Below are 23412 nucleotides of genomic sequence, written 5' to 3'. Positions count from 1 at the left end.
CTTATTGTGTTTTTAGATTTATTTTATATTGTTCGATTATTTCTCTTTTTACATCTCTCAAAAGGTTTATTTTTTTCTGGTAGTCGATAAACCTTTGTGTGTCTTCTTTTACCACATTTTGGCTTAGTGTGTAGTAGTGTATTTTACAGTCTATCGTCCTGAAAACTTGTCTGAGCAGTTTTCCGAGAATGTAGTTTCTTAGTTTATTCATAGTTGTCTATTTTATAGATTCCGAATCTTTTTATCATTTGATAGATTGTTAGCTTGCTGTAGGCATATTTATCAGACAGCTTCGACAAGGCGTAGTCTATAGTTCGCCCGTCGTTTATCAGCTCAAAAAATTCCTTGCGAATGTTTTCGCGAAGTCTTTTTTTTGCTTCAATCAGTTTGGGGTCTTTTATTCTTTTTGGCATTGTTCTTTGTTTTTCCATTTGCTTACTACACTTATGTACTTTCTGAGCTCATTTGTGCTCATGTTGTTTATGTCTTTCTTCCAGTGGTTTAGGCAGTAGTTGTGTATTTTCTCAAAGTCAATGCTACCGTCTTGATTTCTGAAGCCCTTATCTCTGAAGGTAAAGACGAGTTTCCATCTCATTTTATTTTCGAGATACTGTGGGTTCTTCTGTAGCGTCATGGTCAGCAGGCTTATGAGCTTTACATACTCTTCGGTGGTGAGCTGTTTTGCGCTTGTGGTCCTGTTGTTGCTGATTTGTGCTATCAGCTTCCGCTTGCCCTCTTTAGTGTCGATTTGTAGCCTTCGCATGAGGGTGTGCAATTTTCTGATTTGTTCCGCTGTTGGTTTCATGGTGATTTATTTAATGCGCTTTGTGAATTCCTATAGTGGAGTATGTGTAGTATTTTTCGTTTAAAAAGTGTAATTTTGCAGCTGTATATGATAAGAGTGTTTTCTTTTATATTTACGCTGTAGTTTCGTATTCTGCAGTGTATGCCTGCTATGGCGTAATCGTATTTTTCAATTTCTTGCATGTTAAATCATATTAAATTCTTCTTGGGTGATTTTGTCAAGATCTACCCCTGATGCTATTAGTGCTTTGATGGTGGAGTCGGCCATGGCGTAGTTCCACCAGTGTGAGGCGGCCAGCTGTATTACTTTTTGGTTTTTGATGCCTTTAGCCTGGCAGAAGAAAGCAATATCCTCACCTTTAGGACTATCGATCTGCAGTACCTTTAGCCGGCGTACGAAGGTGGTAAATATGTTGTTGTCTTCTTTTATGGGTCTGAATTGCTCTAGGGTGGCAGTTGCCTGCTCGGCTGCTGGCAGTATCTGTAGGCCTGCCCACTGGGCCAGTTGCTTCTTTACCGAGCTGATGCCTACGATCAGTATGCCTAAGAGGCCTTCGGTGGCTGTATAGAGATTCTTGATTTGTTTCCAGATGGCCTGATTGAGTATTTCAGCCTCATCGATTATAAGCAAGGGCTTTTCACCGCTTATTTGCTCTACTTTTTCGATGATTTGCTCTAGCAGGGTAGTGCTGCCTACGCCCTCGCGCACCTGTATGCCCATTACACGGCATATCTCCAGTAGAAATTTATGCCAGGTATAGGTTTTAAATATCTTTATGTAGTACACGGCTGGCTCTTGGCTGGCAAAGCGCTTCATACATACGGTCTTACCGATGCCGGTATTGCCCACCAGCAGGCGTATATCGCTCTGCTGCTTGCATTTAGCTGCGATCTGCTGCATCACCTGGTATTGTCGCACAGGCACGAGGTTGTATTCGGCCATGTAGTCGGCCAGGCGCGCCATCATACTCTGTATCAGCGTATCGGCAAAGGCTCTTTTGCCGTTCAGCAGCTCGCTGATTACGCTCTCGCTACGCCCTGTGATTGATGCTAACTCATTGTTCTTGAGATTTTTTGACTCTTTTAGGGCCAGAAGCTTGTTTCTGAAGGCCTCTTGTAGAGGGCTAATTTCTGCTTTCATAGGTCGTGTTTATTTTGGATTGGGATGCGCACTTTTTTTATTTCGCCCGTTACAGGGTGCACATACTCTCTCTCCTCGTACTGCAGCTCTGTCTGCATCTGGTCGAGTAGTATGGCATCTGTTTCGTCGCTTTTTTCGGCCATTTCGTACAAGAACAGTTCGCTCTTATCCAGCAAGGGCACTATGCGCTTACGCCCTGTCATGGCTTCGCTCTTTAGGGCATTTAGCGTCGGGTTGCTGTTTAGCTCCTCTCGCAGCTCACTGACTTTTTTCAAAGCATTTTTTGCAATTTCTTTTTGCAGCAGCAGGTAGTTGTTCAGCTTGCTATCGCCTGGCATCATGGATATGCGCTCTTTTAATGGCCATATACCCAAAAAGGTATTGTCTTTATACACTACTGCAGGCTTGCCATAGTCGAGTACTTGTACTCGTACTCTAGAAAGCTTGCCGCTTTGTAAGGGTATTTGTTCAAAGATTTTTGCAGCTTTGCTGCGCTGCTCTTCTGTTTCAACCGGCGGAAAATAGGTGTATTCCACACCTCTGCTGCTTACAGTTACCCCCTTGGTAGTCAGCTGCACGTGGTGTGTAGTACCGTATTCGGCCAGGTCTGCATAGCTGAGCTTGGCCGTTTCGCTTTCTAGCTCGTTCCACAGTTCGGTGGGTGTTTTGCCGCAGGGCTTGCCTTCTCGGCTTTCTATTACGTAATGGTTCCATTGCTCCATTACCTCAGTGCGAAGCCTCTCAGAAGCGATGGCGAAGTCTCTGGCACGTCGTTTTGCAGCTTCTAAGTACTTCTCACCAGGCTGGCTGCCGTCGGCCTGTGCCGTGCGGTTGCTGCCTGACCATGCTCCGCTGTATTTGTCTATCAGTCGGTTTTTCAGACCTATCAATAGCTCTACTACCTTAGCCCGGGCCAGCCCTACCTGGGTAGGCAGCACCCTGATGTCGTGCGCATCGCACCACTGCTTCACCCCATTGTAGCCAGGGCCTCTGTCTAGCTGCAGGTATAGCGGCTTGTAGCCACATTCCTTTATGGCATTCTTTAGGCAGCGTATCAGCACCTCGGCACGTTCATTAGCCCCTAAGGTCACCTGTACGTCGAGCAATCTAAAGGATGCATAGTCGTAAACACTTACTATGTGCGCGTACTGCCTTACCTTACCATTGTGGCGTACATACTCGTTTTGTGCCGTGCCATCTATACCCCATATCGCATTTTTTCGGGTAGGGTAGCTGCGCTGCACCTCGGGCACCATGGTGTTCTTGTGGTACACCAGCCCGTGGCGCTCTATTTTAAGGGAGTTTTTCACGCTTTGTAGATACATGTAAACCGTCTGGTAGGTTGGGGGGGTGTACTCCCCGTCCTTTAGCCACCACCGGTTTTTTTTGCCGATTTCTAGCAGTTTTCTATATATATCAGCGATGCTAATTGCGATGGGATCAGCATAGAGGGCTTGGATTACCCTCTTCTGCTCATCGGTTAGCTTATTTCTGTTTTTATTATTTGACCTTTTGGGTTTTATGTAGTTGATATCCTCGCCTTGTCTTTCCTCTAGCTGATAGAGCCAATCTATCAGCCGGCGCCCTGTAGGCATCTTTATTGAAAAAAATTCTCTAGGCATCAGCTCAATGGCCTCTGCAAGGTTTGCTACCAGGGAGCGCTTGTATCGCTTTGCTTCGCGCTCACTTCGCGCAATATTTTGTATGCGCTTAAACCTGGCATGTACAAACTCTGAAAGGGCGCACAATTTGGCATAGCCTATTATGCGATGCCTTCCCAGCGAGTGATTTTCAACATAATATGTCGTATATCGAGGGTAGTTTTTAATGATGTACTCCTCTAGCTCATTGGTAATGTAGCCGGCATTGATGCGTAGATGCTCAGCCGTCATTACCACGGCCGCATCTACTAGCTGCTCATAACCTGCATCAGTGTTTTGCAGGCTATTCATGTGCTCACTTTTTAGAGCACTAATCTTTTCCCTTATTTTCAGCTGGTACCTTTCAGGCAAGCTATCAAGCAGAATAAGGGTCTTTTTATTCGTGTCTTTCACCATCACAGCCTGCCCTCTTTGTTTTAATTTTCGGGCAGTACTGCTTTTGAACCCTAGTAATTGCCAATGATCAATACTTATTGCGTGCATTTCACACCTTTAAAGCTTTTTTAATTTCATTATACTTAAGCCTGTAGTCGCGAAGCACTTCCTCTTCTATTGGGCTGTTAAACTCTCCCCGCAGTATGCAGTAGATGGTGTTTTTCGACACTTTGTATTTGGCTGCAAGCCATTTTACCACCTCTGTTTTTATTCGGTCGCGCTTTGCTACTGTGGGTTTCAGTACATTTGTCGATTGCATGCTGCTGTTTCTTTTAGAACAGCGCACTCGGGAATACAAGAGTAAGCGTGACGGATATGAGCGGTCGTATGGTATTCAGCACAGAGGTTGATGTGCGGTCAGGCCGGCAAATTGAAACTGTCCTGCCTAACCTTGCTACAGGCGTTTACATTCTTCGGCTTGAATCAGCGTCGGTCATGAAATCCTTAAAATTTGTAGCTGAATAGAATTTTTTTCTGATATTCGTAAGACCCCGTTTGATATCTCAATTAAACGGGGTCTTTTTTTGCGTTTTCGCCAATCGAAATTTGGCTATTTTAGAGAAATTTTCAGACTGTCAGAACAGTTTTAACAGATATATGATTGGCCAATGGTTTTGATATGTTTTAAAATTCCTGAAGTTTTATCAACCTGGAATAAATTCCTCCGGCCGCGAGCAGCTCATCATGGGTGCCGTTTTCAGCGATTCGACCTTTATCCATTACCACTATTAGATCAGCATGCCTGATAGTACTCAGGCGATGTGCGATGATGATGGATGTGCGATTTTGCATCAGCCGTGTAATGGCCTCCTGTACCAGTCTTTCGCTTTCGGTATCCAGAGCACTTGTAGCCTCATCGAGTATAAGAATTGGAGGATTTTTAAGAATAGCCCGGGCAATAGCTATGCGTTGGCGCTGCCCGCCGGAGAGTCGGGAACCCATGTCGCCAACGATGGTATCAAATTGATGTTCTAATTGCATGATAAAATCATATGCATTGGCTATGCGGGCGGCCTCTTCTATTTCATCGATTGAAGCCTCGGGCTTTCCAAGTGCTATATTATTTCGCACGGTATCGTTAAAAAGGATAGGCTCCTGTGTTACAATTCCCATCAATGATCGCAGCGATTTCAGGTCTATTTCGCGTATATCGCGATCGTCAAGGGTAATCCGGCCTGAGGTGACATCGTAAAATCGAGGTATCAGATTGACTAATGATGTCTTGCCACTTCCCGACAAGCCAACAAGTGCTACTGTGCTCCCTCTGGCTATGGAGAGGTTTATGTTGTGAAGTATGATTTCTTCCCTGTAGCCGAAGCTTACATCTTCAAAACGTATAGATTTTCTAAATTCAGTTACTTTAGGTGCATCGGGGGGTGAGGTAATTGGATTTACACTTTCTAAGATTTCAAGCACCCGCTCGGCAGAGGCAGCACCTTTTTTCAGATTATACGACGCTCGGCTGATGGCTTTGCTAGGTGGGATCATTTGATAAAAAAAGAGGATGTAAGCTATGAAATTGGCGGGTCCGAATTGATCGGATGCTATAACTATCCGCCCTCCAAACCAGATTACGGCAGCCATGATGACTGCACCGAGCATTTCACTTACGGGCGAGGCCAGGTCGTACCGACGCATCACGCGGTTCGAAGTTTTGTAAAAATGCGAGTTAATCTGTTCGAAACGCGCTTGTTTAACCTTTTCAGCATTGAAGGCTTTCAGAATTCGCAGTCCGGTAATCGTCTCATCAATATGGCTCATCAGACTGCCAAGCTGGGATTGGGCGGTGGTGGATTGCCTTTTCAGAGATCGACCTATCCGACTAATTACATAGGAAACAACAGGCAGCGTAAGTAATACGAATATGGTGAGCTTGTAATTCATCCAAAGCAAAACAGCAAGAGAACCAATGATCATTAGTGGATCGCGGAAAATCATTTCAAGCAGTACGATCATTGCTGCTTCAATTTCACGCAGATCCACCGTAATACGCGAAATGATATCCCCTTTCTGCCGGCGTGCGTAGAAGGCCATAGGTAGCTGTAGCAGTTTGGCGTGCAATTCTTTGCGCAGCTGAAAGGAGATTCCGTTTCGTACGGGAGCAATCACGTACAATCCCAGGTAGTGAAAAAGATTTTTAAAGAAAAATGCTACAATTACCCATATTACTACATATAGAAGGGCCTCGGACACAGAAGTACTGGCCAGTCTGTACTCGATTTGTCGATAAAATTCCCTTTTAATATCATCAAAAAGCGAAGTCCCGGTTATCGAGTCTGAAATCGGACCATTTACCCCAAAAATCAGTTGAAGCACCGGAATAACAAGACCTACAGAAACCAGTGAAAAAGCTATGCTCAGCACATTGAAAAGAACGCTCAGGCCAATTAAACCTTTGTAGCGAAACAGGTAAGGATAAATTTTGCGAAGGGGCTTGTTCATAAAAAGAAAAAAAAATTAAAAACCTATCGCCTTCCTAACTCTTTGAAGTACTTTAGTGCCTACTGCACGTGCTTTTTCTGCACCGGCCTTAAGTAGCTTTTCGAGTTCTGCCTCATCGCTCATTAATCGGTTGTATTCTTCGCGGGCACTTCTATATTTGTCGAGTATCAGGGCGAGCAGTTCCTTCTTGGCATGTCCGTATCCATATCCACCTGCTTCATATTTTCTCCGCATTTCAGCAATTTGTTCAGGTGTAGCCAGGAGTTTAAAGAGGGCAAAGACGTTGCACCTGTCCGGATTTTTTGGTTGCTCCAGAGGCGTGCTGTCAGTCACAATGCTCATTACTTGCTTTTTAAGTTCGTTTTCGGGAGCGAAGATGTCGATGGTGTTTTTGTATGATTTACTCATCTTGCGACCATCGGTGCCGGGTATAGTCATTACATCTTCGCGAATGAGAGCGTCTGGAAGTTTTAAAATTTCCTGTCCCAGAGCGTGATTTACAGCAGAGGCGATGTCACGGGTGATTTCGAGATGCTGCTTTTGGTCTTTGCCCACTGGTACGAAATCGGCATCGTAGAGTAAGATGTCAGCTGCCATCAACACCGGATAGTTGAACAGTCCTGCATTTACATCGCTGAGCCGATCGCTTTTCTCTTTAAAGCTGTGCGCATTAGCCAGCATTGGGTAGGGTGTAAAACAGCTAAGATACCAGGCTAGCTCGGTTACTTCAGGCAAGTCGCTCTGGCGGTAGAAGACATTTTTCTGTGCATCAAACCCGCAGGCCAGCCAGGCAGCGGCCACACTGCGGGTGTGCTTTCGGCGTAATTCAGCGTCCTTAATAGTTGTAAGAGAATGAAAATCAGCAATAAAAAAGAAACTTTCGGCATCGGGTTGTTTTGAGAATTCAATGGCCGGGGCGATGGCACCTAATACGTTTCCCAGATGGGGTTGTCCTGAACTCTGAACTCCTGTAAGATATCTTGGCATTCTTTTAAATAATATGTCTGGGTTCGGATGACAAAGGTAAACGGTCACTCAAGAACCATCGAATGTACCCGAGCCGGCCAGGGAGCTTGAAACTCATCCTTAACGTTGCCTTGACCTTTTATTGGAGCTTTGCCAATTTTTTTTCATGGCCACTTTATGGAAGCTTACGAGTTTTTGTATTTCAAATTCATTGATTTTTTGAACTCAACGACCAGTGTTAATCATTTTTTAAAACATTCACACATCTTTGCATAAATCCGGATGCATGTCGTTTAATTGGTTTCAGAAGCTCGGTCCAGGCCTTCTATATGCCGGCGCTGCTGTAGGAGTTTCGCACCTTGTGCAGAGCACTCGTGCAGGCGCGGAATATGGCCTGCTGCTCATACCGGTGGTGGTACTGGCTAATGTTTTAAAATGGCCGTTTTTTGTGGCAGGACCTTATTATGCTGCACATACTGGCCAATCATTAGTGCATGGATATTACCAATTGGGCAAAATGCCCTTTTACATCAATCTGATCATCTGCCTAGGAACAGTTCCGGGCATTCTCGGAGCAGTTACGCTGGTTACTGCCGGGATTTTTAACGTGTTGGTTATGCCCTCACTGTCGGTTAAAGGGAGCTCAGCTGTCATTTTAGCTATGTGCCTGGCACTTTTGTTGCGCGGGCGCTATGCCTGGCTCGACCGCACAGTCAAATGGATCGTTATACTGCTCAGTGCCAGTACGTTACTTGCGATTTTATTTGCCTGGCGAAGTCCTGAACCACCGTACTGGCCTGAGGTGCATTGGCATGAGAGTGTTCATTTTACCTTTTTAATTGCATTAATGGGCTGGATGCCTGCGCCCATAGACCTGAGTATCTGGCAATCGCTTTGGTCGGTGGAAAAATTCAGAATTCAGCCTCAGGCCCGGGAGGGGTATATGTTTGATTTCAACACCGGTTTCTGGGGCACTACCCTACTGGCGGTTGTCTTTTTGCTGCTTGGCTACTTTTCGCTGTATGGCCGGGTAGATGCCATGCCTGATAATGCGACTGCCTTTGCCGGCATGTTTGTACAGATGTATGAATCGGCACTGGGATCGGCCCTGGCATGGGTGGTAAAGGTGGCAGCCCTTGCCTGTATGTTCAGCACCGTACTCACGGTGCTCGATGCCTATCCGAGAGTGATCGCTGAAAGCATACACACCTTACGCCCGCAAACCAACAAGGCGCGATGGCGAACGTTGTTTCTTTGGGTTACAGCTTTGGGTGGTCTATCGGTGATTGTCTTCTTTCAGAGTAACATGAAGGCGCTGGTCACTTTTGCTACGGTGTTGAGCTTCGTTACTGCTCCGATATTGGCTGTCTTTAATGCGATGTTGCTTTACCGAATAGGATTCTTTAAACAATCGCTCTGGAATGTTCGGTCGATGCTTACTATAATAGGTTTGCTGTATTTGTTTGGATTTTCAGCCATGTACTTAATCAGCTTGTTTCGGGGCTGATGAACCTCTTTTCGGTGGTTTTTTCTTGGCCTTTAATGGAGATTCAGGTGAAATAGAAGTTTTTTTAAGGGGTCTCTTCTTTTGTTTTTTGCCAAAGTTTGGATTCCACTCAAAAGTTTCACCGAATTCAGTTCCGGCTGTCACTTTTGGCACCTTTATGCCTAACTTTTTTTCGATCAAAGCAAATTTAGCCATTTCCAAAGGTGATAAGAGGGTGATGGCCACTCCGGTCTTATTATGCCTTGCAGTGCGTCCGATGCGGTGCACATAGTCGTCAGGCGAAGGGGGAACATCGTAATTGACAACGGCAGCGAGGTCAGCAATATCAATACCGCGTGCCAAAACGTCGGTTGCTACCAAGGCTTTGTACTGCTTTGACTTAAAAGCTGTAAGCACAGCTTCGCGATCGGCCTGCTCCAGCTCTGATGAAATGTACGCAGCTCGAATGCCTTTGTTGTTCAGTCGATTGACGAGCGATTGTAATAATTTTTTCTTGCTACAAAAGACGATAGCTTGCTCTTCGGGTTTCAGCTTTTTGAGGAAGTGAGCCAGATATCTACCCTTTCCTTCATCTTGCACGAGTACTACTTGCTGCTGAATGCCGGTGGCCGGCTTTGCGACGGCAATGGATACCTCCACCGGATTTCGAAGGATTTCGACAGCCAATTTGCGGATGCGTGGCGACATGGTGGCGCTGAAGAGCAGATTTTGCCGATCGGCAGGCAGTCTTTCGATGATTTGCTTTATATCGTCGTAAAAACCCATGTCGAGCATTTTATCTGCTTCGTCGAGCACCAAATAGCGCAAATACGACATATCGGCGTACGCATTTCGCATGTGTGCCAGAAGTCGGCCAGGAGTAGCAACGATAAATTGGACTTTGGCCTCTAAGGCGCGTTTTTCACGATCAAAGGCTCCTGCATCATTTCCGCCATAAATGGTTTCGGCATGTAGTGGTGTAAAGTACAGAAGTCCGTGCAACTGATTGGCCGTCTGGATGCTCAGTTCGCGTGTAGGGCTGAGTATTAGTACGCCGTGGTTTATGTTTGTTTCCAGAAGTCGCTGACTAAGCGGCAGGCAGAAGGCAAGTGTCTTCCCCGAGCCAGTAGATGCAAGACCTAGCACGTCTCTGCCTTCGAGTATGGGTTGATAGGTTTTTTCCTGAATTTCCGTCAACCGGCTGTAGCCCATGTATCCAATGGCCTCCAGCAGTTCGGGCTTCAGGTTGAGTTCTTCGAAGGTCATACGCGTTGCGAAGTGTACACCTTTTGGCTGATCAGCTGACAGATTTCTTCGAGAAAAGCGGCTGTATCAGCGTCGAAGCGGTTGAGCACATGTGAGTCGATGTCGAGTTGGCCTATGAGTTTGCCGTTGCCATCGTACAAGGGAATCACAATTTCGCTCTTCGTCGCCAGGCTGCAGGCCAAGTAATTGTCTGACTGCGTAACGTCAGCCACATTCAGTGTGGTGCCGCTCACGGCCACTTGTCCGCAGATGCCCCTTCCGTACGGAATGACTGTGTGGTCTGTGGGCTCGCCCACAAAAGGCCCCAACTCGAGTACTTGCTTTTCGTCGTTCATAAAGTAAAACCCCACCCAATCCATGTGCGGCAGATTAGAGTTGATAGCTTTGCAGACTTCTAATAGCCGTTGATGTACCGGTTCATCACCGTCGAGTAGGGTAGTTATTTGAATTTTAATGCGTTCAAAAGTTTCGTTCATCTCTCAAATCTATTGTGCAGGAATGGCTGCAAGTGCTGCTTCGTAATTGGGCTCCTGAGCAATTTCGGGCACTTGTTCGGTGTAGATGACGGTGCCGCTCGGATCGGCCACGATGACGGCACGGCTCAGCAGTCCGGCCAATGGCCCATCCACCATTGTAACCCCGTAATTCGTACCGAACTCCGGGCTTCGGAAGTCACTGGCGCTCACTACATTTTCAATGCCTTCAGATCCGCAGAAGCGCTTGTGAGCAAAAGGCAAGTCTTTCGAAATGCAAATCACTCGCACATTGTCACGCGAAGCTGCTCTTTCGTTAAACTGTCGCACGCTGGCTGCACATACACCTGTGTCAACCGAAGGAAAGATGTTGAGCACCAAATATTTACCTTCAAAGTCGGTGTTTTTTACTTCTTTGAGCGAAGTATCTATGAGCGTAAAGTTGGGCAGCTTGCTGCCTATGGAGGGGAGATTGCCCACGGTGTGTACCGGATTTCCTTTAAATGTAATGGTTGCCATGTCTTATTGTTTGATTTTTAATTTATTCAGTTGTTCTAATCGCATGGTTAAGGCTTCGATTTTGGTCTCAGCGTCTTGTTTTTTCTTTAGTTCGTTTTGTTTCACCTGTTCAGGGGCATTCTGCATGAAGCGCTCATTGCTGAGCTTTTTCATCACGGAGTCCAGAAATCCCCTGGTGTAGTCGAGCTCTGACTGCACCTTGGCCAGTTCAGCATCTACATCGAGCGCATCTTCGCTGATCGGGTAGATAAATTCTACACCGCCGGCCAGGAAAGTCTTTGCATTGCTTGTTACATCGTCCAAAACATCAATGTTCGCAAGACCACCGAGTTTTAGGATCATCGAAATATTTCTGTGGGTCAGTATTGCTTTATGTTCAGGTTTTACGTACAGGGTGATGCGCTCCCTGGGCGAAATTTGGTTTTGTGCTCTGAAGTTGCGGATAGCCGTTACGATCTCGCAGCTTTTCGCAAAGTCATGTAATACTGCTTCAGCTATTTCCCCGGCTTCCGGCCAACGGGCATTCATCAGCAATCCTTTGCCACCTTCCAGGTAGCTGTACAATTCTTCCGTGATAAAAGGCATAAAGGGATGAAGCAGCTTCATCAGATCGGCAAAATAGTCCTTCGAGGCTACGAGTGCCCGCTCTGCTATGTGCCCGCCATAGGCCGGTTTCATCCATTCCAGATACCACGAGCAGAACTTGTCCCATATCAGGTCATACACGACCATCAGGGCTTCAGAGATGCGATATTTCGAAAAGAGATCGTCGATCTCCCGAACGGCCGCAGAGAGCTGATGGCCAAACCATTCAACCGCCGAAGCCTCCGAGGGATTCATTTCACGGGCTTCCGAAGTCCAGCCCTGTATCAGTCGATAGGCATTCCAGATTTTGTTGGCAAAGTTTCGCCCTTGCTCGCATAGTTTTTCGTCGAAGAGCAGGTCATTGCCCGCTGGCGAGCTGAAAAGCATACCTACCCGCACAGCATCAGTGCCGTAAGTGGCCATCAGTTGTTCGGGGTCAGGACTGTTGCCCAGCGATTTCGACATCTTGCGGCCCAATTTGTCGCGGACTATTCCTGTGAGATATACGTGCTTAAAAGGAATTTTCTCTGCGTACTCCATGCCGGCTATGATCATCCGCGCCACCCAGAAGAAGAGAATCTCCGGAGCCGTTACCAATACTTCGGTGGGGTAATAATAGCTTAGCTCAGCATTTTTTGAAAAGTCGATTTTACCGCGCTTGCGGTCAAAGCATTCGTCGTTGAATCCTCCAAAAACCTGTAGCGGCCACAGCCACGAAGATGCCCAGGTATCGAGCACATCGGGGTCTTGACGCAGGTCGGCAGCTGTGAGGGCAGCGTTGCCCGACTTTTGGCGCGCCAGTTCCACAGCCTCTTCGAGCGTTTCGGCCACTACGTAGTCATCAGTCCCTTCGCCGTAGTAGTAGGCCGGTATCCTGTGGCCCCACCAGAGCTGGCGTGAGATGCACCAGTCCTTCACATTCTCCATCCAGTGGCGGTAGGTGTTGATAAACTTAGCCGGGTGCAGCTGTATGTCGCCCTTTTCCACCACTTCAAGGGCTTTAGCTGAAATCTCCTTCATCCGAATAAACCACTGCAGCGACAGCCGTGGCTCAACCACTGAATTAGTGCGCTCTGATCGGCCTACGCGCGTGATAGCGTCTTCTGTTTTCACCAGCACACCGGCTTCTTCCAGCTTCTGGCGCATCAGCTTGCGCACTTTGAAGCGATCAAGCCCCACAAATTCAGGCACCTCACACCGTTCGTTGAGCGTTCCGTCGTCGTTGAGCGTATCGATCACCGGCAGATTGTGCCGCAGGCCGATTTCGTAATCGTTAGGGTCGTGAGCAGGTGTCACCTTCAGACATCCTGTGCCAAACTCCTTGTCCACATACTCATCGGCTATGATGGGCACCTCGCGCCCGATGATGGGCACGATGGCCGTCTTGCCGACCAGATGGGCATAGCGCTCATCGGTCGGATTTACAGCCACAGCCACATCGCCCATGATGGTCTCAGGCCGTACCGTGGCCACCGTCAGGTAGTCGTTTGAGCCTTTTATAAAGTACCTGACGTAGTAAAACGTTACCTTTTCCCCCTCATCGCTGTAAATCACCTCCTCGTTGCTAAGCGCAGTGCGGGCCTCGCAGTCCCAATTGATCATCCGAAGGCCGCGGTAGATGTAGCCCTTGTTGTACAAGTCCACAAACACCCGGATCACCGCCCTGTAGTAGGCCTCATCCATCGTAAAGGTGGTGCGCTTCCAGTCGCATGAAGCCCCCAGCCTGCGCAATTGGTGCAAGATGATGCCTCCATATTTCTCTTTCCACTCAAAGGCATATTTCAGAAACTCCTCCCGCGTAAGCTGGTGTTTTGAGATGCCCTTCTCGCGAAGCATGGCCACCACCTTGGCCTCCGTGGCTATAGAGGCATGGTCAGTACCTGGCACCCAGCAGGCATTGTAGCCCAGCATGCGCGCCCGGCGGATGAGCACATCCTGAATCGTATTGTTAAGCATATGGCCCATGTGAAGCACCCCGGTCACATTTGGCGGAGGAATCACGATCGTGTAAGGTGGCCGTCCATCGGGCACCGAAGCAAAGCACTCATTCTCATTCCAGTACTCCAGCCATTTTTTCTCTATATCCGAGGGTGTGTATTTGGCAGAAATCTCCATCCGGTTCAGTCTAAGTAAAGTCAGGGCCGCAAAGTTATTTGCCACAGCCATACCCCCATCCGGCCATTCATCCGGAGTATATTATTAAGGAAGCGCCAACATTCCCGAATGATTTTTTTTCTTTTTTATTTGGGCGCCTCCCCCGGCGTGAGCGCTTTCCGCGCATCGCCGGGGGCCGGGCTGTCCGGGGGTTCCGTACCTGCCTTCGGCAGGCACCGCACCTATCGGTGCGCCCCTCCCATCCCTGGCGCGGGTGTAGGGCCAACGCATGCTCTTTGTTGATGCCCCAATTCACAGACACAGGTAACAATTCCAGCTGCTCACTAAAGTCTGTAATGACTCAGGTTAGTTGAAAAAACGCCAGAGTATTCCGATTCGCAGTACAGGGTCAGCCATAGGGTAGCTCTTTGCAGCGAAGTAGTTAAATGGCGTAAGCCAGCCGGCGGTTGCATTTTCGTACCTTAAGGTTATTACTGCACTTTTGATCTGAAAGTGCAAAAACGCGTCGGCCAGTAAGGTGTTTCCGATCTCTGCCGGCGATGCCAGATAGAAACTGCCCAATACTGGCGAATATCCCATCGCTTCAAACCTACTGAACCAAACTCCGCCCAGACCGACAATTACGCCCAGATTTCTTCTGAACAGATAAAAACGACTGTATATCTCGGCCTCAACTGTCGATTCTGGTAAGCGAATCAGATGGCGGTTGCTGATCTGTTGCACGGAAGCTGTGTGGCGATAGGTAAGCCATGTAAGCAGTGGCTGCTCCATGGTCCATCTGGCCTGCAAAATGCCGATCTGGCCGTCGTACTGAAAGGGTTTCAACGTCGAATCTAAAAAGATAAGTCCTTCGTTAAGCCAACTGCGCAACGTTAAGGTACCGAAGTAAGGCAAGTCAATTGCTACGCCCGTCTCGCGGTATCGGATGTATTTAAAGGTTGTATTCCAGCCGGTTAAATTTGATAAGTGAAGTCTGTAAAACGCGTGAGGGGCCTCCACCGAATTTTCAATCCAGGCCGAAAGTCGAAAGTTTTTATGCCATAAATATTGGATTCGTCCAAAGAACGCGCTTGTTCCTGTAGCCTCTCCGGCCGGATGAAAGCTCACACCAGCCTCCAGATGTAGTCTATTGAGCCTCCAATCAAGCTCCCCAAAGGTGCGATACTGCGAAAAGTAGTGCCTGTGATACCTGCCCCCGTGCAAACTGTGCTGAAATCCTATCCCTCCTCTCACCTCTAACCGCTCTCCTATACCCAAAGAGGCAAAAGCCTCATTTCGAAGGTATTCGAATATGGTACTGTCTTGCGTTTGCTCTGTTGAGTAATTGAATTGTTTGAAATACAAGGTGTCATCCGTACGATGATTTTTAAAGTATTCGTACCGCTCGCGCTCGTATCTGAAGCGATGGCCGATACCAAAAGAAAAGAGCTTTTTATTCTCCTCCTCTCCATCTGTACTCTTTATCTGTAAGAGGTCGTATCTATGCTGAAAATAAGCGGTTTGTACTGCTGAGGTGCTCTTGCCTTCTCTAAACTTTACCGGTACCAATGGTCTGTCGCGACGAGTATTTTGGGTAAAAACGGTATCAAATCGCAAGCCGCCATTTTCATTGGAAAGTTGCCGTTGCCAACTGTAATACCCCTGAAAAGTGTAGCGGCTATCCCCAGAAATGTAATCAGTCGAAAGGGTAAAGTTTGAACGCTCTGTGTTCATGTGGGTGTAAAAGCCTTCGGAATTCAGTCTTTGCCAGTGTAGGTGATAGTTCCATCGGCGATGGATGTTTTGCGTGTGAAAAATCCGAAACAGCTGTCCGCGGTTATAGCCCTGAGTATAGCGCGCTTCAGTAAGGGGAGAATTTACTTTGTAAAACCGCACCTGCTCGTGTCGGTAGCGCTGGTGGTAGAAGGGAGCATTCCCCCATACCAGGTAATTGTGATACACAGGATTGTACAGCAGGTCATATATCGGTGCGCCAAGATTTCCCAGCTCTAATTGCAGTCTCGTTCGGTTTTCGTCGAAGCTAAAGCCTCCGTACAATTCCGGTGTAAAAACTGTATCGACAGCTTTATATCCATCAAAAAGGGTTTTATACTGAAATGAAACTGGCAAGGCTGAAGGACTTCCTGCAATTTGTGCTGAAGATTCAACAATCGTTAAGGCAAAAAAGAACAAACTTATGCCCGTTAAAGCATTTTCAAGCCAATTTCTCAAATCAGTATGAAATTCTGTTGTCTGAAAATTCTTTGTAGTACTGGTGCAAAGAACAGGCTATGGAAGTTAAGTCGTAGCGTTCTTCTATCAATTTTCGGGCATTGTAGCTCAGTTGTCGGCGCATTGCTTCGTCGTCGAGCAGCAAACACACAGCATGGGCAAACTCCAATGAATCATTGGCCAGTAAAATATGCTCTCCGTTAATTACTTCGATACCCTCGGCCCCCACCTCTGTCGAAACTACTGGCATGCCAAGAGCAAGCGCTTCTAATAGTTTAATGCGCACACCACTGCCACTCAGCAGGGGTACTACTAAAATTTTACCACTTAATAAAAATTCAATCGGCGAACTGATTTCACCGTGAAAATAGACTTTGGAAATACTGTCTTTGAACCATTTGTCGGGCATGTTTCTACCTGCTACGTGAAACTCGACTTCCGGGCATATTTTCATGAGCTTAGGCCATACTTCTGCCATAAACCATTCAATTCCCTGCCGATTAGGCAGCCAGTCAAAAGAAGCCAAATGCACGATCTTTTTCCTGCCGAATTGAAAATTCGAAAATCGTCGCATGGTGCTGGCTTTCAGTCCAAAATGCACGGTCTGTACTTTTGCAGGATTTTTTGTCATGGCCACAAACTCCTTTCTGTCAACATCTGAAATAGGCAAGATGCAATCAACCTGCTGTGCAATGGATATTTCGTACTTTTTAAGTCGCTTTACCTGCATTTTCACAAAAAAAGACACGATGCTGCGGTTGTGAGTCAGCCAGCGCTCCCAGATTTTGTATTCCACATTGTGCGCGCGCAAGCTTACGATGCTTTTAGGAGCATACCTGCGCACCACAGGCAGATATACAGTCATTGACAGACCTTCGAATTGTACCACGTCGAAGGTGCGACTGGTGAGTATATCGATGAGCTTTTCTTCAAACTTTCGGTTGTAAAAACGCTCGACGTGATATGGCTGCCCGCTGAAGAAGTTGCGCACCAAACTCCAAAGCGTAAAGTCAGTATTCACGCGCATTGACTTGATGTAGAGTTGCCCGGGCTCATCGAAGCTGAATTGGGTAGGATGTACATATACGCGCGTGGCATTCAGCGCAAAGAGATGCACCTCAATGTCTTGGGACAGCAGGCCCTGAATCATATTCAGTATAGCTATGCTGCTGCCGTCTCTGCCTGGATAGGGATATTTATTGGTGAGAAGCAGTAATCTCATTGAGTGCTTTTTGCCTTATTAAACTTGATTACATTAAACAGAGACAGAACTTTCTGCCAGGCTTCCCACTGCATCAGTGCTGAGTCAGTGGCCGATTTGTACACCAAAAATAGCGCAATCGGGGTAAAAATCATCGATGGCAGCCAGATTGAAAACCAGGGCTGCAGCACAATTTCCCGGCCGAGCTTTTCAATCGTAAAACTCGTAACGTGATACACAATGAAAGTAAGTACACTCACCACTACGGGCATGCCCAATCCGCCCTTTCGGATGATGGCGCCAAGAGCTGCACCGATAAAAAACATGATGAGTGCCAAATAAGACAAAGCAAATTTCTTGTGCTTTTCGATGTAATATCGGGCAATAACCTTACGCCACCAGTAGAATTCGAGCTTTGCCTGGTCATAATATGACTTATGGCTTCGTGCCAGGCGAAGGGCGTTTTCGATCACCATGCTGCGCTGTTCGGTCGTTAGGCCGGCAAGCATGTCGGTGGGTATGCTGTCTTGTGCATTTTGTGAGCTGTCGGCCTCGCTGTTTTCATAAGAGTCATTAAGGGCAAGTTGAGCGCTCAATACTGCATTTTCATTGTGCAGCTCAAAGCGCTCCATCATCGAGGCATTGAGCTCTTCAATTCGCCTTTCGAACACGGTTTTAATAGAATCAGCAGCGACGTCGAGCTGAGCTACATTCAGCATGGTAAAATCTTTGCCCGATTGCTTTCGAAGGTCGCCTGATTCAAAGGAAGAGAGATCCAGCCTCATTACCGATTTCTCGAATGTACTGCGGGCGAAGGGGCGCTTCTCGATATCGCTGCGCTTGCGTGCCTGAATTTCTTCATAGGTACTGCCGTTGTAAAGTGTGATTTCTAAGTACTGCTTATCAGGCGTTACACGCATTTCGCCTTCGCGGGCGGTGGTCACTTTGATGTTGCCCAGTCGGTCGGTGTGGTCGTAGATAAGAATGTTGCGAAGTTTGTTTTTGTCTTCACCGTACTTTTCTCCCACTTTGATGTTAAATCCTTCAATTCCGCCGTAAAAAACTCCTGGCTTGATGTTAAGAGCTGGTTTTTTGCTTGCGATATTCCGAAGCAGCGTTTCGCCTTTGAGGTTGGTAACGGGTATAACGTAATTGTTAAATAAAAACGAAACACCAGCCGTGAGGAGTACAGTGAAAAACAGGGGGCGCATCATGCGGTACAGCGATACCCCGGCTGACTTCATAGCAGCAAGCTCCATATGTTCACCCATGTCTCCAAAAACCATAAGTGACGCCAACAGCACGCTTAAAGGAATGGCCTGGGGCACCATTTGTGCAGCAAAATACACGAGCAACTCTGCGATGTAATACCACTCTACACCTTTACCTACCAGGTCGTCGATGTACTTCCAAACCCACTGCATGAGCAGGAAGAGCACCATCACGACAAAGACGATGATGAAAGGCCGCAGATAGAGCTTGAGTATGTAGCGATCGATGATGTTCAAGCGCTTTTATTGAATGATTTTGTAGCCTTTGTAGCGATCTTTCTGAAAGGAGATATCGACCCCAGCTGCATTTTCAGCTATCTTGAGAATTTTAAATGTGGTGGTTGCGCCGTCGCGGCTCCGCTGCATCAAGCTGTGAATCTGGTGATTTTTAGGATTAATCGTAACTTCTATATAATCGACATCGGCAGTAGCTCTGGGCTTGATGACAACGACTTCGTGGGTGATGTTGTTGATTTTTTTCTTGCCGCCTAAGTAGTAGGTGTGGCCTTCGCGGTATTGGTTGAGAATGGCCGATGGACTTACGATATCGTTTTCTTCAGGTTGCATCACTTGAATTTCTTTGTCGTCTAAAAGGATGTTGTATAGATTTTTGCCGTCAAAAATTTGCTCCATGCCCATGAAGGTGAGTTTGTAGTTATTGCCTTTGAGCACGATCTGGCCTTTTTCTGATTGCTGAACGGGCGGATTAACCTTTTGATTTTCAAATATATATTCAAAATCGATCAGATAATGTCTGCCGTTTTGCAGTTTTTCGGCAGCTTTGTTAATCAACGCTTTGGCTTCTTTATGGGTTGTTTGGGCGTTTGAAAAGATAGGTAGAGAGCTGATAATCAATAAGAAAACAAAAATTCGATGCATCACTTGGCGTATTTCTCTTTTAAATTTTTCAAAATATGTTCCAATTCAGCCTCATCGTTAACCAGTACTTGACGGGCCTTGCTGCCTTCGAAGGGTCCGATGATGCCGGCGGCTTCCAGCTGGTCGATGATGCGCCCGGCACGAGCAAATCCGATACCGAGCTTGCGCTGAATGAGGCTGGCACTGCCCTGCCGGGTAGCAACTACAATACGGGCAGCTTCGTCAAACTTGCTATCGCGCTTGCTGAGGTCCACATCGGTGATGTCGGGCTCATCGTCGTCGCCTACGTATTCGGGCAGCAAATATGCGGAGGGATAACCGCGCTGCGAGCCGATGAATTCCACAATGTTTTCGACCTCAGGTGTGTCTATGAAAGCGCATTGAAGGCGTATCAGATCGTTGCCGGTAGAGAGAAGCATATCGCCACGACCGATGAGCTGCTCGGCACCGCCGGTATCGAGAATGGTGCGGCTGTCAATCTTGCTCGATACCCGGAAGGCGATGCGCGCCGGGAAGTTTGCCTTGATTACACCGGTGATTACGTTTACAGATGGGCGCTGTGTGGCAATGATGAGGTGTATGCCGACGGCGCGGGCGAGCTGTGCCAGTCGGGCTATTGGAGTCTCGATTTCCTTGCCGGCAGTCATAATTAAGTCAGCAAATTCATCGATCACCAGCACGATGTAGGGCAGATATCGATGTCCTTCTTCCGGATTGAGTCGGCGCTGTATGAACTTGGCATTGTATTCTTTTAGGTTGCGCACGTTGGCCGCTTTTAGCAATTCGTAGCGGTTGTCCATTTCGATGGTGAGCGAGTTGAGCGTGTAGATCACCTTTTTGGTGTCGGTAATTATGCTCTCTTCGCTGTTAGGTAGCTTGGCCAAGTAGTGGCGCTCGATTTTGTTATAGAGGTTAAGCTCTACTTTTTTGGGGTCAACAAGGACAAATTTTACTTGCGAGGGGTGTTTTTTGTAGAGGATTGACGTAATGATGGTGTTGATACCCACCGATTTACCTTGACCCGTTGCGCCGGCCATGAGCAGGTGGGGCATTTTTGTAAGGTCAGCTACGAAGGTTTCGTTGCTGATGGTTTTGCCTAGCACGAGGGGCAGTTCCATGTCAGTATTCTGAAACTTCTCGCTGGCGAGCAAGGTACGCATGGGCACAATCTGAGGGTGTGCATTGGGCACCTCAATGCCGATGGTGCCTTTGCCCGGAATGGGCGCTATGATGCGTATGCCCATAGCGGCAAGGCTGAGGGCAATGTCGTCTTCAAGGTTTTTGATTTTGGATATTCGGATACCCGGTGCTGGCACTATCTCGTACAGAGTGACAGTTGGGCCCACTGTGGCTTTAATTTTTGATATTTCGATGCTGTACTGCTGGAGTGTTTCAACGATTTTGTCTTTGTTGGCTTCGAGTTCGGCGCGCTCTACGGTGATTTGACGGCTGCCGTAGTCAACCAGTAGGTCGAGGGTCGGACTTTTGAACGAGGCCAGTTCGAGCTTGGGGTCGTATTCGCCGTATTCTTTGATAAGGCGGTTGGCAGTGTCTTCATCGAGGGTTCGGTCTTCTTTTATTTCTACAACCGAAGGTACTGAGGCCGACGTGTCAGGTGATTTGGAAGGCACCTCTGCCTCGGTGTCTTGTCTGATTTCTACGGTGAAGTCGTCAAAGCCTTCGTCCGTGCCATCATTGAAGGCAGGGCCTGGTTGTTCGATTATGAGCTCGCTGCCAGATTTGGGTACCGGTGTTGTTTGTTCCTTGATGTTTGAAACTTCGGTGGCATAGTCGAAACTCTCGAGTGGTGTAGACGACTCTGGCGAGGCAGTTGTCGGTGTGTTTCTGGGTTGACTTTTAATTCGGTTAATCCAGGCTTCTAACTTTTCGGGTGTCCACTGCTGGCGCGCAGCCAAAAAGACAATGAGGACAAAGAGCACGACCGTGTAGGCACCTACTGAGCCTGTAAGGCTCACAAGCCATTCACTAAAGAAAAATCCGTTGGCACCAGCCAGTAGTGCGAGCGAATCGGGTAAAATCAGTCCTAAGAAAGTGGGTAGCCAGATTATGGTAAACAAAAAATTGACAGCGATGCTGTAAAAACCTTTGAAAGAGACATTGAGGGCCAACCTCGCACCGATATGAAAGAGCAAATACACCCAGGCAAAGGCAGCTATACCCACTGACCTGTAAACCATTGAATGAGCCAGGGCTGCTCCAAACTTTCCCCACAGATTACGCACTTGAAAGTCTTTGTTGGCGATGAGCTGCCAAAAGCTCTGGTCAAAGGCGCTCATATCGCTTTTCCAAAAAATGAAATAGCTGATAAGAGAACCGGTCAGGAAAAGAGCTGCAAAGAGTATGGCAAAGCCAAACACCAGTTTGTACACAGGGCCACTGAGCAGCTTCACTGTGGTGCTCGTCGATGAGGTTGTGTCTTTAGATTTTGATTTTGAGGCCTTTTTGGCAGGCATTAGTGGCTTTTGTTGGGTGTGCAAAAGTAGTGAAGTTGCGTTGGATGGCTTCTGGACGGCATTATCCTTCGGTAGAATAATTAGAATGGCGTTTTCATTCAACCTAATTTTAAGTGTATTTCAGCCTTATGAATTAAGCTAATCTGATACGGAGATGAGGATTAGCCTCCGGCAGTTTAGTTTTTTAGAATCGCCATCTAAGATATGTAATCTTTTTTCCCTGAGAGCGAAATAGTTGTTCGTATTCTGTTTGGATTTCAAAGAGTAAGGGATGGGTTTTAGAGGCTTGAAGGTCAATGTCATAAAAGGCATCGAGAATGGTGGCACCGGTCATTTGTAAAATACCGCAGGTATAGCCGTGGAGGAATTCGCTATCGGTCTTCAGATGCACTTCGCCATCTGGCCTGAGTATGTGTTTGTAGAGCTTCAGGAAGTCGGGGTGGGTAAGGCGATGCTTTGCTCTGCGGTGTTTGATCTGAGGATCGGGAAAGGTGATCCAAATTTCGGATACCTCGCAAGGGGCAAAGATTTGATCAATGAGTTCGATTTCGGCGCGTAGGAAGCCGGCATTGGTGATGCCTTCGCTGGCTACGATTCGGCAGCCGCTGTTAATGCGGGCACCCTTTACATCAATGCCGAGAAAGTTTTTGTCGGGAAATCGTCGAGCCAGACCGATGGTGTAATGGCCTTTGCCGCAACCGAGTTCGAGAACGAGGGGCTTATCGTTGTGAAAGAAGTCGGTAGCCCAGCGTCCACGTAGGGGGTAGTCGTCCAGGTCGGTTGTATGGCGCCACACTTCGGTGTAGTGGGGGTATGTTCGGTTTTCAGCAAATTTTTTTAGCTTCTTTTTGGGCATTTGGCCAGTTTGATATTAACAAGCTGCAAAGGAAAGCATACAATCTCATTGAGGAGTAGGCCATTATCTTTGCCGAGTAATATGGTAATGAAACACCTTGCTCTTATGGCAGCAGTGATGCTTGCCTTTTCGTGCGGCCAGCGCAACAAAGAAGCCCAAAACGCTTTGGACGATCCCCATCAAAACATCGATCGCGAACAGTTGATCGAAATGAACCGCAAATACCTAAAGGCGGAAAATCAAGCCATTGAGGCCTACGTGAAAGACCGCAAGTGGGAGTACACCGTGCATTCCAACGGTGTGTACTATCGCGTGCTGAAAAAAGGCGGTCAATCGATAAAGCCTAAAGAGGGCGATGTGGTGGTGTTTCGCTCGGTAATGGAACTGCTTAACGGCAAGCGCCTTTATGAAGAGGCTCCTACCCGGCGCACACTGCGCATTGACCGCGAAGATGCTGAAATTGGATTACATGAGATGCTGAAACTCTTTAGCCCTGGTGATAGCGTACAGATGGTACTGCCTTCGTATTTGGCCTTCGGTTTGGCAGGCGATCTCGACGAAGTGGGGATGCGTCAACCGATAGTGTATTCTATAAAGATCGAAAAAATCCAAACCCAACAATAAATC

The 23412-nt window shown here is 47.4% G+C and carries 20 protein-coding genes and 1 pseudogene; 3 read left to right on the top strand and 18 right to left on the bottom strand.

The annotated features are described in order from the left end of the window. Position 1 precedes the first annotated feature (1 nt). The 6 genes from ACK4EX_RS02365 to ACK4EX_RS02340 form a co-directional block, all read right to left on the bottom strand. Positions 2–211: a hypothetical protein gene (locus ACK4EX_RS02365; protein ID WP_124396740.1), complete on the bottom strand. Its 210-nt coding sequence runs from the start codon at positions 209–211 to the stop codon at positions 2–4. Beyond that, positions 204–413, bottom strand: coding sequence for a hypothetical protein (locus tag ACK4EX_RS02360; RefSeq protein ID WP_124396741.1), 210 nt, complete (start codon positions 411–413; stop codon positions 204–206). The genes ACK4EX_RS02365 and ACK4EX_RS02360 overlap by 8 nt, the downstream gene beginning before the upstream one ends. Beyond that, entirely contained in the window at positions 398–805 is a 408-nt protein-coding gene (locus ACK4EX_RS02355) for a hypothetical protein (RefSeq protein ID WP_124396742.1), read from the bottom strand. Before ACK4EX_RS02355 ends, ACK4EX_RS02360 begins: the two co-directional genes overlap by 16 nt. A gap of 183 nt (positions 806–988) precedes the next feature. Further along, complete coding sequence (locus tag ACK4EX_RS02350) at positions 989–1945, bottom strand: AAA family ATPase (protein WP_124396743.1); 957 nt, start codon at positions 1943–1945, stop codon at positions 989–991. Further along, positions 1942–3897, bottom strand: a complete 1956-nt coding sequence (locus tag ACK4EX_RS02345) for an integrase catalytic domain-containing protein (RefSeq protein WP_409769368.1) — start codon at positions 3895–3897, stop codon at positions 1942–1944. Before ACK4EX_RS02345 ends, ACK4EX_RS02350 begins: the two co-directional genes overlap by 4 nt. 193 nt (positions 3898–4090) lie before the next feature. Continuing rightward, positions 4091–4300 (bottom strand): hypothetical protein, encoded by a 210-nt coding sequence (locus ACK4EX_RS02340; protein WP_124396745.1) that lies wholly within the window; start codon positions 4298–4300, stop codon positions 4091–4093. A 38-nt stretch (positions 4301–4338) separates the two neighbouring features. On the opposite strand from ACK4EX_RS02340, the pseudogene ACK4EX_RS02335 reads away from it, so the two are divergent. After that, positions 4339–4506 (top strand): annotated as a pseudogene (locus ACK4EX_RS02335) (T9SS type A sorting domain-containing protein); the annotation flags it as partial. A gap of 159 nt (positions 4507–4665) precedes the next feature. On the opposite strand, the gene ACK4EX_RS02330 reads toward ACK4EX_RS02335, so the two are convergent. Together ACK4EX_RS02330 and trpS are read right to left on the bottom strand one after the other, a co-directional pair. After that, positions 4666–6483 carry an ABC transporter ATP-binding protein gene (locus ACK4EX_RS02330; RefSeq protein WP_409769366.1) on the bottom strand — a complete coding sequence of 606 codons (1818 nt, stop codon included), beginning with the start codon at positions 6481–6483 and terminating at the stop codon, positions 4666–4668. Positions 6484–6498: 15 nt separating this feature from the next. Beyond that, positions 6499–7470, bottom strand: a complete 972-nt coding sequence (gene trpS / locus ACK4EX_RS02325; protein WP_409769364.1) for a tryptophan--tRNA ligase — start codon at positions 7468–7470, stop codon at positions 6499–6501. Between the two features lie 265 nt (positions 7471–7735). Between trpS and ACK4EX_RS02320 the strand changes: the two genes are divergently transcribed. Then, entirely contained in the window at positions 7736–8956 is a 1221-nt protein-coding gene (locus ACK4EX_RS02320; protein ID WP_409769362.1) for an NRAMP family divalent metal transporter, read from the top strand. Here the strand turns inward: ACK4EX_RS02320 and ACK4EX_RS02315 are convergent. The 10 genes from ACK4EX_RS02315 to trmB form a co-directional block, all read right to left on the bottom strand. After that, positions 8933–10201 carry a DEAD/DEAH box helicase gene (locus ACK4EX_RS02315; protein WP_409769361.1) on the bottom strand — a complete coding sequence of 423 codons (1269 nt, stop codon included), beginning with the start codon at positions 10199–10201 and terminating at the stop codon, positions 8933–8935. The genes ACK4EX_RS02320 and ACK4EX_RS02315 overlap by 24 nt on opposite strands. Next, positions 10198–10677, bottom strand: coding sequence for a GAF domain-containing protein (locus tag ACK4EX_RS02310; RefSeq protein WP_409769359.1), 480 nt, complete (start codon positions 10675–10677; stop codon positions 10198–10200). Before ACK4EX_RS02310 ends, ACK4EX_RS02315 begins: the two co-directional genes overlap by 4 nt. A gap of 9 nt (positions 10678–10686) precedes the next feature. Beyond that, a complete protein-coding gene (gene tpx / locus ACK4EX_RS02305) occupies positions 10687–11193 on the bottom strand; it encodes a thiol peroxidase (RefSeq protein ID WP_409769357.1) in 507 nt (168 codons plus the stop codon). A 3-nt stretch (positions 11194–11196) separates the two neighbouring features. Further along, on the bottom strand, positions 11197–13893 hold the full coding sequence (locus ACK4EX_RS02300; RefSeq protein WP_409769356.1) for a valine--tRNA ligase: 2697 nt from the start codon (positions 13891–13893) through the stop codon (positions 11197–11199). A 345-nt stretch (positions 13894–14238) separates the two neighbouring features. Further along, entirely contained in the window at positions 14239–16104 is a 1866-nt protein-coding gene (locus ACK4EX_RS02295; protein ID WP_409769354.1) for a putative porin, read from the bottom strand. A gap of 1 nt (position 16105) precedes the next feature. Continuing rightward, on the bottom strand, positions 16106–17326 hold the full coding sequence (locus ACK4EX_RS02290) for a glycosyltransferase family 4 protein (RefSeq protein WP_409769352.1): 1221 nt from the start codon (positions 17324–17326) through the stop codon (positions 16106–16108). Beyond that, on the bottom strand, positions 17323–18813 hold the full coding sequence (locus ACK4EX_RS02285; RefSeq protein WP_409769351.1) for an LptF/LptG family permease: 1491 nt from the start codon (positions 18811–18813) through the stop codon (positions 17323–17325). The genes ACK4EX_RS02290 and ACK4EX_RS02285 overlap by 4 nt, the downstream gene beginning before the upstream one ends. 6 nt (positions 18814–18819) lie before the next feature. Further along, the gene (locus ACK4EX_RS02280; RefSeq protein ID WP_409769349.1) at positions 18820–19455 is read right to left on the bottom strand and encodes a LolA family protein; all 636 of its coding nucleotides are present in this window, start codon (positions 19453–19455) and stop codon (positions 18820–18822) included. After that, positions 19455–21929, bottom strand: coding sequence for a DNA translocase FtsK 4TM domain-containing protein (locus ACK4EX_RS02275; protein WP_409769347.1), 2475 nt, complete (start codon positions 21927–21929; stop codon positions 19455–19457). Before ACK4EX_RS02275 ends, ACK4EX_RS02280 begins: the two co-directional genes overlap by 1 nt. Before the next feature lie 184 nt (positions 21930–22113). Next, positions 22114–22785: a tRNA (guanosine(46)-N7)-methyltransferase TrmB gene (gene trmB, locus ACK4EX_RS02270; protein ID WP_409769345.1), complete on the bottom strand. Its 672-nt coding sequence runs from the start codon at positions 22783–22785 to the stop codon at positions 22114–22116. Positions 22786–22872: 87 nt separating this feature from the next. Between trmB and ACK4EX_RS02265 the strand changes: the two genes are divergently transcribed. Continuing rightward, entirely contained in the window at positions 22873–23409 is a 537-nt protein-coding gene (locus ACK4EX_RS02265) for a hypothetical protein (protein ID WP_409769343.1), read from the top strand. The last annotated feature ends 3 nt before the right edge of the window (positions 23410–23412 follow it).

Origin of the sequence: Thermaurantimonas sp. (assembly GCF_046299575.1) — a bacterium.
Classification (GTDB): Bacteria; Bacteroidota; Bacteroidia; order Flavobacteriales; family Schleiferiaceae; genus Thermaurantimonas.
The sequence above is the reverse complement of the archived record's forward strand: the minus strand, read 5'-3'. Positions and strand labels throughout refer to the sequence as shown.

Coding starts and splice junctions, on each gene's coding strand:
- ACK4EX_RS02320 (WP_409769362.1), top strand. CDS start 7,736: ATGTCGTTTAATTGGTTTCAGAAGCTCGGTCCAGGCCTTCTATATGCC.
- ACK4EX_RS02290 (WP_409769352.1), bottom strand. CDS start 17,326: ATGAGATTACTGCTTCTCACCAATAAATATCCCTATCCAGGCAGAGAC.
- ACK4EX_RS02275 (WP_409769347.1), bottom strand. CDS start 21,929: ATGCCTGCCAAAAAGGCCTCAAAATCAAAATCTAAAGACACAACCTCA.
- ACK4EX_RS02360 (WP_124396741.1), bottom strand. CDS start 413: ATGCCAAAAAGAATAAAAGACCCCAAACTGATTGAAGCAAAAAAAAGA.
- ACK4EX_RS02310 (WP_409769359.1), bottom strand. CDS start 10,677: ATGAACGAAACTTTTGAACGCATTAAAATTCAAATAACTACCCTACTC.
- ACK4EX_RS02340 (WP_124396745.1), bottom strand. CDS start 4,300: ATGCAATCGACAAATGTACTGAAACCCACAGTAGCAAAGCGCGACCGA.
- ACK4EX_RS02365 (WP_124396740.1), bottom strand. CDS start 211: ATGAATAAACTAAGAAACTACATTCTCGGAAAACTGCTCAGACAAGTT.
- ACK4EX_RS02300 (WP_409769356.1), bottom strand. CDS start 13,893: ATGGAGATTTCTGCCAAATACACACCCTCGGATATAGAGAAAAAATGG.
- ACK4EX_RS02330 (WP_409769366.1), bottom strand. CDS start 6,483: ATGAACAAGCCCCTTCGCAAAATTTATCCTTACCTGTTTCGCTACAAA.
- trmB (WP_409769345.1), bottom strand. CDS start 22,785: ATGCCCAAAAAGAAGCTAAAAAAATTTGCTGAAAACCGAACATACCCC.
- ACK4EX_RS02265 (WP_409769343.1), top strand. CDS start 22,873: ATGAAACACCTTGCTCTTATGGCAGCAGTGATGCTTGCCTTTTCGTGC.
- ACK4EX_RS02345 (WP_409769368.1), bottom strand. CDS start 3,897: ATGAATAGCCTGCAAAACACTGATGCAGGTTATGAGCAGCTAGTAGAT.
- ACK4EX_RS02315 (WP_409769361.1), bottom strand. CDS start 10,201: ATGACCTTCGAAGAACTCAACCTGAAGCCCGAACTGCTGGAGGCCATT.
- ACK4EX_RS02350 (WP_124396743.1), bottom strand. CDS start 1,945: ATGAAAGCAGAAATTAGCCCTCTACAAGAGGCCTTCAGAAACAAGCTT.
- tpx (WP_409769357.1), bottom strand. CDS start 11,193: ATGGCAACCATTACATTTAAAGGAAATCCGGTACACACCGTGGGCAAT.
- ACK4EX_RS02280 (WP_409769349.1), bottom strand. CDS start 19,455: ATGCATCGAATTTTTGTTTTCTTATTGATTATCAGCTCTCTACCTATC.
- ACK4EX_RS02355 (WP_124396742.1), bottom strand. CDS start 805: ATGAAACCAACAGCGGAACAAATCAGAAAATTGCACACCCTCATGCGA.
- trpS (WP_409769364.1), bottom strand. CDS start 7,470: ATGCCAAGATATCTTACAGGAGTTCAGAGTTCAGGACAACCCCATCTG.